Genomic DNA, 14,321 nt, shown 5'->3' with positions numbered 1-14,321 from the left:
ATATGCCCTTTATATAAATGTACTTATATGTGCACTTATATTAGTGAACTTTTATTCTCGCTCGTTTATTTAGCGTAGTGATAAGTTGAATCGACTTTCCAAGTTCTAAAGCGCAGCTCTGTGCCTTCTGGTAGATAAAATACCTTAGGCAAACGGCTGTCGTAACGCATTTTAAGTTCACCAGGAATGCGGACAAAGGCTTCTTTTTTCGCCATATCTAAACAGGCCATCATAGTGCTTGGGCCTTCTGATACTTCAGACACTTGATAATAGCTATAACCCCAGCCCTTAACCGAGAGTTCTTTTAACCCGCCGTTCAAACCATGCTTATTACAGTCGACTAATTGGGTCTGGCCAATTTGGACTTCGACCATGTAGTCATCTTCATTCTCGAGTTTAGGTAAGGTCAAAATATGTTGCACCATACCCTCTTCAGGCGCTGGAAACATTTTCGTGGCTTCTTGCTCGGCATAATTTTTATTGTTAAAACTTGCGACACTGATCATAGGTGCATTTAATCCCGTTGGATGTGGTGGGCTCACTGCTGCGGCATTAAAAGACAGTAATGCAAAGGCAAGGGGAAGTGCCGCAGTGTTAAATACGTGAGTCAATTTCATAATAGTCTCCTAGTGATGTTGATAAGGCCTAGCACAGATGGTTGTACCATCATTTGCTGTATTCCTATCTTTGTAAACGTAGTTGCAGCAAAAAAGGGTTAATCATTTTGAAAAAAATTTCAAAAAAGATCGGTATTTTCTATAACCTTATGAAAACAACCGCTTTTAAAACTTAATCTATGCGTAAATTTCTAGCGTTATTATAGCTTCGTCGCGGTTAACCTGAGCTGAATAGCGCGGGAATATCCACCGAATGATTGATGGAGATATCTCTAAACGGCTTAATTTGTTGACTATAATCTGTTCAGAAACAATCAATATCGGGTTGAAATAGGGCATGAATGAATTTGAGCCATGGGATCAAGAAACGGTAGAACAGAACAAACAGGATCCGACCATTCTCAAGTTATTGGCCAAATTACCGCCACACATTGCCGACAGCTATACAAAAGAACAATTAATGGGGATACGTGTGGCCTTGGGGGATAGAACTTGGGGTAAACACTTTATAGATAACCGAGGTACGTTTGCGCTGCCTTTTATTAAATGGCGCTTTTATTATGTCTTTCTTTTAGGCAAAAACAGACGCGCTTATACACGCCGAGAAAAACGCTTCTCCTTAGTTATGTTTAGCCTGTTCTTTATTGCCTTTATCTTGCTGTGTACCTTGTTCGGCCTGTTGCTGTTATATCTGCTTAAATCGGCGCTCGGTATCGATTTATTACCCGAAACCTCACTCGGGATCTGGGATTGGTTTAAAGACACCTTCTTATAAATGGCTTTAAACCAGAGCCTTTATATCTGAACTTTCATATTTGAGGCTTGATATCAGTGCCAAAGGCCAACTTATACGACTGAGTTTGCCCTTGGCGCAGGTGCCGTTCTAAGCGTGCAAAACTATCATCATGTCTTTCATTCATAGATATACCAACCATAGATACACAAACCATAGATACACCATCAATAGAAAAACCATCTGTCGCTAAGCTATCCGCTGATACACCCGTAGCGTGCTGCGACCAATACAAACGCTGTAATTGTTTGTAAGCCTCGCAGGGCTGGTGTTTGGCGTTAAGTTGACTCATCTTCTGCAGCAATGCCAATAATTCATCGAATTGATAGGCAACCTGGCCAATACTGAGCGGATCTTGGCCTATATCGTAGCAATCGCGGCTCTGATTGAGATACTGCTCATGGTCAAAACGGTAGAAGAGGACAGGGATCTCAAGTGGCAGTACATCGATAAATAACGATGAATAATCGGTGATCAGCAGGTCGACACGATGCAAAATCCCATAAACATCGTCCCAATCGCTGATATCTAACACATTGGGATAGGCACAAAACTGCGATGCGTAGTGGCGTTCATTGGGATGCAGGCGTAACAGTAACAAGGTATCGGTGTCGACTAAATGGTGGGACAGGCTTTGCCAGTCAAAGGCGGCTTGGTAGGGCGAATCGCTATGACCTCCCGTTAAATGTGGGGTCGAATGTGAAGTTACATTCTGACTATTTTGCCATAGGGCATCCCGCCAAGAAGGGGCGTAGAGAATCACTCGGCGATAAGCCGTCGCATCCGCCTTTAAGGGCAGAGTTTGGCGTTGCTCTGGGTAACGCAGATAGTAATCGGTGCGCGGATTAGTGCTTGATAGCAGGGAATCTTCTTTTAACCGAAAGGCGCGTCGGAAACTCTCACCAACCAGTGGGCTTGGGCTTAGCATCAAACTCGGACGGACATATTCCTGATGATAACGCAGCGCCTGCAGCCCAGCTTGCCAAAGAGACTGGGTTTGATACTTGGGGGCTAATGGCCCTGTGGTGATATCAAACTCGATTTTTTTAAGTGGCGAGCCATGCCAGAGATTGATGCGAATCGTGCCCGCTGCAAGCCACTGATTAATATCGCCAATATAACTATTGTACACATAGTATTTGGCCGTGAGCGCATGGTAAATGCCTAGCAGGCTCCAGCGTGAATGGGCGGTATAGCCTTGTTGCCTGAGGGCATGGATAAGGGCTTTATCGCCGCTTATCCAAATGGTTTGCATAAAGTGCGTCTGCTGCCAATGCAAAAACAGGTATTTGCTATTGTCGGAAAAACGGTTCTTATAAGCCCAATACCGCCTTGTTGGCGTTTCTTGGCACAAGCCAAGAGAGGGCGAAAATGCATTTCTTCACTAAGGCTAACGCTAGATTTGTGCCCATGATATCCCTCGCTTACCCATTGAGATCCTGTAACAGGGTTCTGCTTACTTGACCAATAGTGGCGTTGCCAAATTGCCCCGGGTTTGCGGTATCGCTAGGTTAGTTTTGATTTCCGTCGTCGAAATGGCTTCGGTGCGGCCTAAGTAAATCACCTGACAAAGGGTGCCGAGATAATCAAACTTGCCTTGCCAGTCGTCACCCATGCCGAAGATGTCGACATCTAACGCCACAATATCCTGAGGTTTTTGCTGCCAGTGCGTCTCGGGGATTACGACATCGACATACTTACAGGCGGCCACCATTTCGGTGCGCTGTTGATAGTTGAAAAAGGCCGCTTTGCCCTTGAGCGCATTAAACTCATCGGTCGAGACGCCAACGATCAACTTATCGCCCATGGCCTTTAAGCGCTGAAACAGTCTCACATGACCATAGTGGAACAAGTCGTAGGTGCCATAAGTGATGATGGTTTTCATTGTCCGTTCCCCCATTCATTGGCGATATCTTGCTGGTTTGGAGTAAGTTGGCTTGCACTAAGCTGATTTGCATTAGATTGTGTTGGCGTGGCAGCGCCTGTTGAAGCTACTGATGTTGAAAGCGAAACGAAACACAGTTTGAGTATGTGAGACCATTGCGCAGCCTTAGGCTTGGCCAGAAACTCCTGCTCAATCAGCGTTTGTTCTTCCTCTGGCAGTTCTGTGCCAAGCAGCTGCAACGGGCCGTAAACGCCATATTGCGGCGCGGCGTCGCTAATCGAGGCGGCTGAATGTATCTCGGGGGATTGCGCGCCTAGCAGGAACAAGCGCCCCAGACACACTTGATAGAGTTGTGGCAGCAGTGCTAATCCCATGCAGGATTGCGACAGATTGACGCGCCAGAGTGTAATGGGCTGATGCGCAATACTCAGTGCCTGCCTTGATGCTGTCGCAGTTGATGAATTGCACAGACTCCACAGCCAGAGTATTGCCAAGAGTGGGACACTTAGGCCAAGTAATATCAACGCCATCAGTCGACTTGACCATGGCACATGGGCCTGCAACAGTGCTTGGGTCGAGGCGATAAGCCTAGGGTCTTCAACCTCAATGGCGGTATTAAAACCGACATTAATCAGCAGGTTTTTACTGATAATGCAGTTATCGACATTCAGCCCTTCACCGACAAAACTGTTGGTTAAGATCACGCTGTTACTCAAACGGCAGTTTTTCTCGATAACGCATTGATCGCCAATCATCAGTTGATCGTGCATATCCACATCGGGAGCTATCCAGGTTTGTTCACCTATAGCGCCCCAGGCTGCCTGTTGATCTAATTTGCCCGTTTGCGCCTTAGCCCCAAGGTGAAAAAACTTGGCGCTTCGACCACTTGGAATAGGACGGCCTGAGGGCACGAGTCCATCGAAGCAACCATCGCCGATCGCCAAGTTGGCATTTAAATAGGACTCGAAGCTGTCCAACATGGCGCATTGTCCATGGAGCGGCTCCATCATGGCATTGGTAATATTTGGATCTCGCTCTAACGGCCAATCGAGCAGATACAGGTGATTACAAGCACTTGGCAATAGCAACATGCCAGGATTGCAATCGGCCAGCACTGGCAGGACTAAGTGCTTGGGTCTGTTAACACTGTAATCGACAAAACGTTTGATGCAGGGGGAGCGCAATATATCGCCCCTTACCACAAGGTAGCTTTGGTCGAAATCCAGTTTTAAGCGCGACATCACGCAGTTAACAGGTTCTTGTTCTCTACTGAGGAAGTAATCAATCTTAACGCCCCAGCGGCTACCGTCGCCAAGATGTTGCTCTAAGGCTTTGGCATGGCTTGAGATAATCAGTTTTACCTCAACAATCCCCGCACTGGCGACATCTTCTAGGGTGTATTCAATCAGGGCACGGTTTCCCATGGGGAGTAATGCTGGACAGTATTGTTTATCCAGCGGCGCCAGTTCGTGTCCATGGCGATTGGCAAAAATAATGGCTTGCATAGTAACCCCCTTAGTAGGCTCCACGGCTGAAAATCACGGCGGGTATGGTCTTGAGTAGCAAGTACAGATCCGCCATTAAAGATTGTTGGTAGATATAATCCACATCCAACTCGACCTGACGGTCGAAGGGAATGTCAGAGCGACCAGACACTTGCCAGATACAGGTAATGCCGGGTTTCACTTCTAAACGGCGGCGATCGCTTGGGCTGTATTGCGCGACTTCTCTTGGCAGCGCTGGGCGTGGGCCAACCAGTGACATCTCGCCCTTGAGCACATTCCATAACTGTGGCAGCTCATCGATGGAGGTTTTACGGATAAATTGACCGACACGGGTGATGCGTGGGTCTTGTTTCATCTTAAACAGGACACCGCCTTGCATTTCGTTCGCCTGTTGTAGGCTAGCGAGCCGCGCCTCGGCGTCTTGGTACATGGAGCGGAACTTCCACATGGTAAAAGGTTGATTCCATTTGCCGACACGCTGCTGGCAAAACAGCACAGCGCCGGGGGATTCTAAACGGATAAGTAACGCCACGATGAGGAGCAGAGGCGATAGCAACAATATGGCGATGGCCGCGACCCCTATATCGAGGCAACGTTTGACTATGCGGTTTAATAGCAGATGCAAGCGGATGCGTTTGCAACGTTTGAGTGAGCCTGAGTCACTCAAGTTAGGATACTGCAGCGTTTCTTGCGGCTGTGCCTCTGCTTGAGTTGTCGCCTTGAGGCTAGCGTTAGCGCGCTGCGCTTTGTATACCCGATATAAAAACAGGGGGTTACCGAGAATATAGCGGCGCCACATTCTCTTGGGCTCTTGCATTAACCGCCAAATCCACTCCATGCCAATTTGTCTTAACCAGAGCGGGGCACGGCTAATGCGGTTGGAGTAAAAATCGAACAGCCCGCCCACACCGATCCCAACGGCTGGAGTGAGTTTGGCTTGATATTGATTAAGCCAAAGCTCTTGTTTAGGTGCGCCCATGGCCACCAAGAGCACGGCAGCGCCAGATTGATTAATCTTTTTAATGACTTGCTTGGTATCAGCCTCATGGAAATAACCATGATGTGTGCCTGCAATTTGCAATTGGGGAAAACGGCGTTGTAACTGCTCAGCAGCTTGGTGGGCAACTTCTGGCGCTCCGCCCAGAAGATAGAGCGATAGATTGGCCTCAATCAGGCGCTCACATAGGAGTGGCAACATATCTGTGCCATTCAAATTGCCTTTAAGATCGACACCTTGCCAACGGCAAGCCATACGTACGCCAATCCCATCGGCAAACACGGCCTCGCACTCATTGAGTTTTTGATGATATTGAGGATCGCAATAGGCTTTGTTTAAACAGTCCGCATTCACAAAGGCAAACGGGGTTAAGTGATGCTTTGGCCGCTGCGCTTGTTGTACGAGCATATCCAGCATTTGATTCATGCTGAGATTGCGCATGGTCACGTCAAAAATGGTGACTTGATTTGCGTGTGAGCGTGACTCTGAGGTCATAAGACGATTCAGTATGGCGCTCGCTAGTGTAAGGAGGTAACGGCTGAGGCTGCTATAGGCGTTAACTAAACTTTGCTCGCTGGACTCAAACCCAATCCCCATACGGCGCTGCATGGCACTAATCGAGAAAATCCCGATCCGGTAGATGCGGATTTCTTGCGAAACATGGATTGAAGGTTCGATAGCAAATTGCGCTTCAGCGCCCAATAGGCCTATGTCTCCTTTGAGTAGATTCAGCAGTTCCGGCAGGCGATAACCCGCACCTTGATAGGCAAATTGCCACAGCCCCACTTGGCCTTGAGCGCCATGCACATACACGCGTTCGAATACGCTTTGTCCCTGAAGCTTACGAAACACACAAACGCCAAGGAAAAAGGGCAAGCAGATCAATAGGACCAACGCGGCCACAGCGCTATCGAAGAGTCGAATAGACCAGCGTACTTGAGTCGAGTTCTGAGTATTCATCATGACCTCCATGCATTTCGCTTAGCATTACGCCTAGTGCCAAGTAGGGACGCTCGATAACGGCTTAAGTGTGCGCTTGGCAAGAGTCACAAAGCATAATGCAGGCCAGGTTGATAACTCATTTAAAAACAATAGTTAAGCTGTTTTCGTTTGATAGGCTAAGTGGTTTTTTGCAGTTTGCTTTGCAAGCTGCAAATCCTTTTGAGATGGAAATATCGGCTAAGGTGTGACTATCTCAGGCGTTGTTATTGTCTTCATCACCAATGCTCGAAAACAAACGCTCGAAATCGATATCAAAGCCATAGAGTGCCACTTACGACAAAAGCAAGGCGGCTGTGTGAGCCGCCTTAAATCTGCAAACGATATATGTGTCACGGTTAATACTGCCATTTATCTCATTTTAATTGGGTCGTGAGTAAGCTTGCCGTCACCCCATCACGTTTGATTTGCATACGTTGGCGATAGCCGAGGTACTTTTGCCCAAGGGTTTCGCACATTTGATATAAACCGCGGGGCATTAACCATTGCAAATAAGCCGCGACCAGTGTGGTCAGGGTGCGATTGGTTTCCTTGATTAAGATCTGCGGCGAAGTCAGCAGCGCTTGATTGACTAAATTTTTCGCCATACGGCCATCGCCTAAGCGAATGGCTTGTCTGGCTAAATAGCGAAGCTGATAGGCTCTCGCGGCATTTTCATGCTTTAACAATATCTTAGGGGCATAGCGGCGCGCCTTAGTGACCATTTGCTCCCAGGATGCCAGTTGTTTCACTAAATTCGCCGATAAGCCGCCGTGGTTTAAGCGGTAGTAAGTTAATGGCTCGGGGATCCCCTCCATTTGCCACTGGGTTGTCGCCACGATGCGAAACCAGCACTCGATATCTTCCGATTGGCGAAATTGTTCATCGAAATAGCAAGTGTAATGTTCGCTGTGGTTCAGCGCTTGGAAGCGAATGTCATTTAAGGTCTCGCGGCGGATCACCGGCGCAGAACCATTGCCCACTGGATTGCGGCACAGCAAATGGCCCGCATCTATGTCTGTGAGCTGCGGCATCTGGTAAAAATTGATCGGGTTGCCCCGATAATCGATAAAGCTTGAGCGCGAGAAGCTGATCCCGACCTTGGGCGATTTTTGTAGGTGATCCACATGCAGCTTTAACTTATCCGGATGCCAGAGGTCGTCCGAATCGATAAAGGCGACATAGCGACCAATCGCATGGCGAATGCCAGTATTACGCGCGGCGGCTAACCCCTTATTCACGGCGTGCTGCACCAGTCGAATGCGGCTGTCGCAAAATTGTTTACAGCGGGCAAGGCTATTATCGGTGGCACAGTCATTGACTATGATTAGCTCAAAATCCGTAAAACTTTGAGCTAATACAGAGGAAATGGCTTTTGATACAAAAGCTTCCACATTATAGACCGGCATCACCACAGAGACGGTAGGGATCATAATGAACCTCCTAATGAAGGGGATAAGGTGGGTAAACGCAGTTTTTGTGCGGTGGGTTTCATCACAAAATAGGCGAACAAAGGCATACAAATCAGGTAACAGAGGAAGATGCCCATGGCGACACCTTTTAACCCCCACAGGGTGCCTAGGCTGATACTCATGGCCAGTAGGCCAATAAAACTAGCATTAGCGACTAAGTTGAGTTTGCTAAGCTCGCAGGAAATCAGCAGTTGGCTCGCGGCCTCGCCTAAGGGGCGAGTTAAACCACTTAAACAGAGCAGAATAAAGACTGGCAATGCGCCAGCGTCGAGCCAGTGTTGGCCATAGACAAAGGGTAAGTACCAAGGGGCGAGCGCACTCTGTAACCCTATGATAGGCAAGGTTACCAACATGATACTCAGCAGGGCGTGGCGGTACTTTAGCAGCGCATCTTCACCATCACTCTGACAAAGATGGGAGTAAAAAGCGGTGCCAAAGCTTTGAATAAGACCAAGACTCATGCCAAGGCTGGTATTGACCGCGAAGAAATAGATCCCAAGCGCTTCGACACCTAAAAAGTAACCCACTAATAAATAATCAATATTTTGTCTCAGGGCGAGGCAAAGATCCCCAAGCGCCACCTGAGTACCAAAGCGAAATAGCGCGCGACATTGGCAAAAATCTATCTTGGAGAAACAATGCGCGAATGGGGTGGTGTGAATATTATTAATGCCCGAATGTTGCTTGTGCACGGCTATCCAAATCAAGACCACCAGCACCTTGGGCAGAATAATCCCCCAGATCCCCATTCCGCACAGCGCCAGAAGGGCGGTGAGCAAACCATCGGCTACCGTCTGCCACAGGTTGGCTTTTGCAACGATACGCATCTTATTTTGGCGTAGGTTGGCGGCGGCATGCAGCATGCCGAAGGGGAGGAGCAAATAGCTTGTTGCCATGAGTATCATAGGTTTCACTATCTGTGCGTCTTGATAGTAAAGGGCGAGCAATCCACTGAGTAAGCTCAAGGCAACAAAAGACAGTACACACACAAAAATGTTGATCAGATTTGCGCTGGCGAGATGAGCGGCAAAGGCGTTGTCGTCCATCTTGATCAGCGACGCCGAAGTGATCCTGCGGATGAAAATGCTGAGGATCTCAAAACTGGTCAAAATGATCGCAACTTGACCGAAGACCTCGGGGGTGAGTAAACGGGCTAAGATGATACTGCTGCCAAGGCGCACGATACGCCCGCCAACTTGGGCTGAGCCTAACCAAAGTATACTGCTGGCCAATTGGCGAATACTTTGGTTGTCCCTGAGGGTTTGTATCAATGCCCATCTGCTCATCGCAACACCTATCAGTTAAGAGTGCCTGTTCTGACTATTCAGTTTCTATGCCAGCTTTTTAATGTTTATTTTCTAATTTAAAAACAGGTGGTTATAGCGATTTTAACTAGTTTGCAATTTAGCAGAGCCTTAGGATTTGCGGCCCATTGCAAAATGCAAATCAAGATGCAACGGCCGCGAGTATTGAAAGGACAACGAAAAACTCGCGAAGGGATTTCACTGAGTACTTGGTTGAGTGGCTTCTGATGATTGTTGCGATGATTGTTGTGATGGTTCCAGAAATGAGCTCTTATGGCGAAGACTTACGGCTTGTCTTGCCTGATTGTGGGCAATACCGAGCACTATGAGTCCTGGCCAGAAGAGATAGGCGAGGATCTCCAGATTCTCGCCAAAGGTGTAAAGCAGTAAAATCATCAGCACAGCCATTCCTACCGCCGAGAGTCTCGATTGCATCAAACAGGGTAGCAGGCAGAGCACGCTGACAAACAAGGCCAACGCCAGTGCGAAGGCGCCAACGATCCCCTTCACAAACAAAAGGCCGTACCAAGTGTGGTGCGAGCCAATCGGCATGTACTCCACCATATGCGGGCCGCGCTCAACAATGCCATGGCCCCAGACAATTGCCTCGTTTGCCCAGCGCTCAAGGGCAATTTGGCCGAGGGCCTCACGAACCCGAGTCGAGTCGGCTCTGGCGGCTTTAACGCTGTGAATACTGGCTTCAATGCTAGAGAGTACCGACTCACCAAAAATGCCCGCCAATAAAAAACACGGACTGACTAATAAATACAACCAAGGGGATTTGGCATAGCGGATAAAGTTGAAATAACAGACGAGGGCAAGGCAGCAGAGGATGGCGAGTCTAGATTGGGAGATAAGCACCATCAAGATACTGCCAGCCAAGCCATAGAAGCGATAACGCTTGTTGGTTTCCTGCAGGGCAAACAGAAAATAAAAGTTGCCCACCATGCCAAGCGCGGGCGCCCAAGGGGTAAATAAGCGCCACCTTGGCATACCGCTGCCTGGGTCGATTTCATACAGGCTGACGGCGAAAAACTCAGGTCCAGGTCCTCCGACAATGCTTAAGGGGGAGACATACAAGGTCGTCGGCAGGTGGAGCAGCCAAGCAATCACAAAAAGCGGAAACAATATCAAGGTATGTTTGCCGACCACGCAGCAGGCGCGGTAAATCAGCTGTGGCCGAATGTGCAAACCACCAATCAGCGGAAATACTGCCAGCAGCGCCCAGCCCTTAGCCCAACCAATGGAGGATTTAATCAGTTGGGCTATGCCTAAATGCTCCACCAGATGGCCAATGACTAATGCCAGTAGCATCAACAACATGGCAAATATCCAACTTATTATCGGTAACGATATCCGGCATCCTTCGGCGTAAAACAGCAATCTGCCGAGCATTCGCAGCACCAAGATCCAACCAATCACTGGGGCAATCAAATACATGGCACCTAAGAACCAAAAGAAGTAGGTGCCCGTAATGGCGAACCAGACTAGTCGTTCGTCAGAATTTTCTGGAGTATAGGTTTGCGTATCCATAGTATGCTCAATCCGACAATGACCATCATTGAGGCGGCAATGCCACCCACTAAGGTTAGAATCAAGCCCAGCTTGTCAGGCTTTTCGGGGCGAGTCGGTGCTGCAAACAGCTGTAATAACGGGTAAGCGGAGAAAATGTCGGCCTTACCCACATCAATTTTAGCTATCGCAGAAGTAAACACTGCGGTGGCAAGTTGATGGTCACGGTGTAAATCCTCAAGCTTAGCGGCATCGTCATTACTGTGTTTAAGCCGGTTTTCCCATTCATCAATCTGGGTGCTCAAGGACGCCAGTTCATGGGCTAAGCCTTCGTTTTCTGTGGTGATATTAATCAGTTTTTGCATCAGTGCGGCGCGGCCATCGATATCATCGACGGAGAGGATCAACATCAACTTAGGATCGCAGCGCGCCAACAATTTTTGGCAGCGGCTATGCAATGCATCCAACATGGTTTTTTGCTCTGTCTTGGCGCTCAGCACTTGTGGATGTTGCTCGCCATAATGACCATTGAGTCCCACCAGTAGCGCGGTCGATTCGGTATATTTGAGTAAGAGTTGTTGGAACAGCTGATCGTTTTTCAGCTTGAGCAAGTCAGTGGATTGGGTTGCCGTCAGGGATAAATCGGCCTCCAGCAGTTGCTGGCTGGCAAGGCCGCCATTGAGTTTAGCGGTAAGATTGACTTGGCTTTGGCGTAAATGCTCAATGGTGACCGCCACTTCCTTAAATTGATCCAACGAGACCAGCCCAGTCTTAGATTGGAAGGCGACAATATTAGCCTGACTCTGATGCACTTTATCGGCAAAGCTCTCCAGTCCCATTCTGACGCCGTTTTCACGGATATGGATTTCATCGATTCTCAGGTGTGAGAGTGTGCCCTGCAGAGTGCGATAGTGTGCCCATGCCTTTTGCTCGGCAAGTTCGGCGCTGTTGGCGCTGATGCTGAATTCCATCAGCCCTGTTTGGCTGGGGAGCTTTAACTTAGGCGTGCCCAGCGCTGAGGCCTTAAGGTCTAATTGCGCTGCGGCATCGCTTAATAGCTTGTCGCTTAGGGCGATGGCCTTGTAGTTTTCCCGCGGATCGATGGCAGAACTCAGATATGGAGAACTGCTCGAACTGCTGGCTTGACCTAGGCTATCCAAACTCACGACGGCGCCTGCGCCCGCACCGGGTAAAATCAACACCCATTTGCAGGTGTAACGGGTTGGAGTGATAACGATGACAAGACCTGTGATCAGCCAAATCACCGCTAATGCCGATAACACTGTCTTTAGATATAACTTACGGCGGGCGGGGGCGGGCAGGCTGCTGCCATTGACCAGCGCACGCTTTAACCACAGTAGAGGGTAGCCTTCCTGAGATGCTTTCATGATCAATGTCCCCTCGTCGAATCATCCTAGGGGTGACGTAACCTGTCACCCAAGCGCTGGTTCCGAACTACAAATTCCGTACTACAGCAAACCGAGTAAACTTGCGGGCACCAGTAAGTCGGTTAAGCTGCGCGCAATCTCACGCACATTGGTCACGCCAGAGTCATAACAGGCAATGCCATCGCCGGGGAGCAACACGGGGTTCATTTGTGGCTGCCAAGACTCACGGATCAAGCTGTCCAATGAACGCTCGACGATATCGGTTTGATCCGAGAGCGGATTACGGGTCACCAGTAACACATGGCGACTGGCATTAGTGCTTTGGGCACCGCCAACACAGTTGGCCGCAATTGCACCTGTGAGCAGACGCGTGCCGTAGGGGAAACGTGTCGCTTCGGTATCGACGGCAGATTGCGAGTTACTGCTCGCCGGTTGAGTTAAGTTTGAAATAAACACGCGGATCCCAGGCGCGGTGATCTGCGAAGGGCGCACCAGTTTATCTTCAAAACGGCGTGTACTTGGGACAAAGATTTGATCGCCAGCACTTAAGAGGAAGCGTGGCACTTGGGTGCCGCTAATCACCCCGGATAAATCCAGTAAAAAATGCTGCTGGCCGCGGATCACGCGTACCTGACGGATCTGGGCGTCGGGTCTAACCCCACCGGATGCGCGAAGGGCGGCGGCTATGGTTCTGTCACTGGCCTGATCGCCGCTATGACTTTTATCGTCATCCTTAATTTCGGTATCGGATTTTTGATTGATAAAGTGCTGCCCAGGTTCAAACACTGAACCTAATACTGTCACTTCAATCGGAGCCCAGGCGATGGGGCTGATATTGACGCGTACACTGCTCGCCTGCATCAATTGCTCGCTCACTAAGGTTTGGCCTATACGCTGCTTGAGGGCGGCGATTGTTAAACCTTGGGCATTGATGGGCGGTAAGTAGGGCAGATAGATTTGACCGTTGGCATCAATCTCGACATCGGCACTGAAATCCTCGCCATGTAGAACACCTACCCGCAATTTGTCACCCACTGAGAGCTGCACATCGAGGGCGGCTGTATCGCTGAATGTGGCACTAACGTTTTGAACTTCTGTTGGATTAAGACTGATGTTCTCCGTTTGCGCCGTTAATAACTGTTGATCCGCCTGACGCAGATAGGAGGTTTGAGGCCCAAAGTAGTGACAATATTCTCCGGCCTGTTGCTGACAGAGTTGATCCTGAGCGGTGCGCTGGGGAGTGACGCAGGCCGTTAACATGCAAATAGAGGCACCTAGGGTTGCTAGGCTCAAGGAAAAACGGCGTTTGCATTCAATCTTGCCTACATGGCGGTGTGATAAGGTTTCCATGATGTCACTCCCTCTTAGCTGATGCTCACGCTGGATTAGTGGCAACTAAAATGCGCGATTGCCGCATCTTGATCTTCATAAATGCTGAATATCTGATGTAAGCGCGTCAGTTCAATCAGAGCACGCACATGGGCCGAGGGTGATAACAGCAGAATTTCACCATCTTGTTGCTGCGCCCGCTTAAGGGCGGAGATCAGCACCGACAATCCGCTAGAGTCGATATATTTCACTTGTTCAAGATTGATGATTAAGCGGTTGGTATTCTGCTCCATATGGCGCAATAGTGCGGCTCTATGGGTAGCTGTGTTGGCCATCATCATCTTGGTTGGAAATATCACTAGGCTCGCGTTGTATTTTTCAAGTGGGAAGAATTTCATGATAATCACCTCTGCCTGCCAGTTAGTATTGAAACCGCATCTTCAGATAGCATTTATCAGGCCAAGATTTTTATTGATTAAAATCAGGTGGTTAATTTGCTTGTTAACTGGGCGCTATAGTCAGATTTGAAATTGCATTGCAA

12 protein-coding genes are annotated in these 14,321 nt (G+C 48.9%); 1 reads left to right on the top strand and 11 read right to left on the bottom strand.

Annotated elements, in window-relative coordinates:
- Nucleotides 1-65 precede the first annotated feature (65 nt).
- Complete coding sequence (gene eco, locus ACUZ8J_RS10880) at nucleotides 66-617, bottom strand: serine protease inhibitor ecotin (RefSeq protein WP_446693827.1); 552 nt, start codon at nucleotides 615-617, stop codon at nucleotides 66-68.
- A 337-nt stretch (nucleotides 618-954) separates the two neighbouring features.
- Between eco and ACUZ8J_RS10875 the strand changes: the two genes are divergently transcribed.
- Nucleotides 955-1,392: a hypothetical protein gene (locus ACUZ8J_RS10875; RefSeq protein WP_446693826.1), complete on the top strand. Its 438-nt coding sequence runs from the start codon at nucleotides 955-957 to the stop codon at nucleotides 1,390-1,392.
- Nucleotides 1,393-1,426: 34 nt separating this feature from the next.
- Here ACUZ8J_RS10875 and ACUZ8J_RS10870 read toward each other — a convergent pair whose 3' ends face one another.
- From ACUZ8J_RS10870 to ACUZ8J_RS10825, 10 genes are all read right to left on the bottom strand, one after another.
- A complete protein-coding gene (locus ACUZ8J_RS10870; protein WP_446693825.1) occupies nucleotides 1,427-2,665 on the bottom strand; it encodes a CDP-glycerol glycerophosphotransferase family protein in 1,239 nt (412 codons plus the stop codon).
- Between the two features lie 201 nt (nucleotides 2,666-2,866).
- The gene (locus tag ACUZ8J_RS10865) at nucleotides 2,867-3,295 is read right to left on the bottom strand and encodes an adenylyltransferase/cytidyltransferase family protein (RefSeq protein ID WP_446693824.1); all 429 of its coding nucleotides are present in this window, start codon (nucleotides 3,293-3,295) and stop codon (nucleotides 2,867-2,869) included.
- The gene (locus ACUZ8J_RS10860; protein WP_446693823.1) at nucleotides 3,292-4,800 is read right to left on the bottom strand and encodes a sugar phosphate nucleotidyltransferase; all 1,509 of its coding nucleotides are present in this window, start codon (nucleotides 4,798-4,800) and stop codon (nucleotides 3,292-3,294) included. Before ACUZ8J_RS10860 ends, ACUZ8J_RS10865 begins: the two co-directional genes overlap by 4 nt.
- Before the next feature lie 10 nt (nucleotides 4,801-4,810).
- Nucleotides 4,811-6,757, bottom strand: coding sequence for an exopolysaccharide biosynthesis polyprenyl glycosylphosphotransferase (locus tag ACUZ8J_RS10855; RefSeq protein WP_446693822.1), 1,947 nt, complete (start codon nucleotides 6,755-6,757; stop codon nucleotides 4,811-4,813).
- Between the two features lie 395 nt (nucleotides 6,758-7,152).
- Entirely contained in the window at nucleotides 7,153-8,208 is a 1,056-nt protein-coding gene (locus ACUZ8J_RS10850) for a glycosyltransferase (protein WP_109286000.1), read from the bottom strand.
- The gene (locus ACUZ8J_RS10845; RefSeq protein ID WP_446693821.1) at nucleotides 8,205-9,533 is read right to left on the bottom strand and encodes an oligosaccharide flippase family protein; all 1,329 of its coding nucleotides are present in this window, start codon (nucleotides 9,531-9,533) and stop codon (nucleotides 8,205-8,207) included. Before ACUZ8J_RS10845 ends, ACUZ8J_RS10850 begins: the two co-directional genes overlap by 4 nt.
- A gap of 216 nt (nucleotides 9,534-9,749) precedes the next feature.
- The gene (locus ACUZ8J_RS10840; protein WP_446693820.1) at nucleotides 9,750-11,084 is read right to left on the bottom strand and encodes an O-antigen ligase family protein; all 1,335 of its coding nucleotides are present in this window, start codon (nucleotides 11,082-11,084) and stop codon (nucleotides 9,750-9,752) included.
- Nucleotides 11,039-12,451 carry an exopolysaccharide biosynthesis protein gene (locus ACUZ8J_RS10835; protein WP_446693819.1) on the bottom strand — a complete coding sequence of 471 codons (1,413 nt, stop codon included), beginning with the start codon at nucleotides 12,449-12,451 and terminating at the stop codon, nucleotides 11,039-11,041. The genes ACUZ8J_RS10840 and ACUZ8J_RS10835 overlap by 46 nt, the downstream gene beginning before the upstream one ends.
- 81 nt (nucleotides 12,452-12,532) lie before the next feature.
- Complete coding sequence (locus tag ACUZ8J_RS10830) at nucleotides 12,533-13,801, bottom strand: polysaccharide biosynthesis/export family protein (RefSeq protein WP_446693818.1); 1,269 nt, start codon at nucleotides 13,799-13,801, stop codon at nucleotides 12,533-12,535.
- Between the two features lie 35 nt (nucleotides 13,802-13,836).
- Nucleotides 13,837-14,178, bottom strand: coding sequence for an STAS domain-containing protein (locus tag ACUZ8J_RS10825; protein WP_446693817.1), 342 nt, complete (start codon nucleotides 14,176-14,178; stop codon nucleotides 13,837-13,839).
- Nucleotides 14,179-14,321: the final 143 nt, after the last annotated feature.

The sequence above is a fragment of the Shewanella sp. Koi 1 genome, from assembly GCF_052907445.1.
Note: the sequence above shows the minus strand (reverse complement) of the source record. Positions and strands in the feature narration are given on the sequence as shown.